Annotated in this window: 1 protein-coding gene; it reads right to left on the bottom strand. The window is 54.2% G+C overall.

Translation table 11 applies throughout. From position 1 onward, the window contains the following. Nucleotides 1-890: PKD domain-containing protein (locus NF867_RS03770; RefSeq protein ID WP_252586213.1), on the bottom strand; the 890-nt coding region annotated here is incomplete at both ends.

Here is an 890-nt window from a genome sequence, read left to right as displayed (position 1 = left end):
TCACACTCAGCTGTTGCCGATGGGGTGATGGTTGGTGTTGGCAATGGATGGACAACGATGGTCGCCGTTGCCGCTACGCTTGGACAGCTGCCGTCGGTTGCTGTTGCCACATACGTGATCGTCCAGGTGCCTACCCCTGCTACTGCAGGGTCAAACTTGCCTGCTGCCGTGATTGAACCCGCTGGAGCATTGGTGGTATATACCGGTGCTGCTACGGCAACGCCGTTGGTTACACTTGAGGTGATGTCTACCAGACCGCCATCGATACAGATCTCTGGTACCCCTACTGCTAGCGTAGTGGTGGCTACCGGGTGTACCGTGATCGACTGTGGCGCTGTGCTGCTTTCACAACCATCCTGGGTTCTCACTGTCAGTTTCACATCATACGTGTGGCTTGAGGTGATAGCCGGGAAGTTGATCGATACCACTGCCTGGTTAGCTGCTGAGATCGTGTTGATCACCGTGCCGCCTTCGCTGAATTCCCAGATGTAATCCTTAATCGGGCTTACGCCGGTGGTTGAGCCGGTGGCATCCAAGGTCACTGTTCCGTCCTGGCAAACCGTTGTGGCCGATGCCGTAAAGCTTGCCACTGGCGTTGCGCCATTGTATTGATATACATCGGTAAAGGTGTCTTTACAGCCGTTACCTGATGAAGTTACTGTTAAGGTGATCGTTTTCGGTCCGGCTGTGGTGTACGCTGGTACCGCTGGGTTTTGTAAGGTCGAAGTAAAGCCTTCGCCTAAATCCCAGGCATACGTTAAGCTATAGCCGCCGCTTACGCTTGAGCCATCGGTAAACACATCGCCTGCCGCTCCACAGCTGCTTGGTTTGGTAAACGCTGCCACTGGGTTTGGATAGATCGTAATGACCTGTGCCGGTGATTCATCATC

It is taken from the genome of Solitalea agri (assembly GCF_023914155.1).
Classification (GTDB): Bacteria; Bacteroidota; Bacteroidia; order Sphingobacteriales; family Sphingobacteriaceae; genus Solitalea; species Solitalea agri.
Note: the sequence above shows the minus strand (reverse complement) of the source record. Positions and strands in the feature narration are given on the sequence as shown.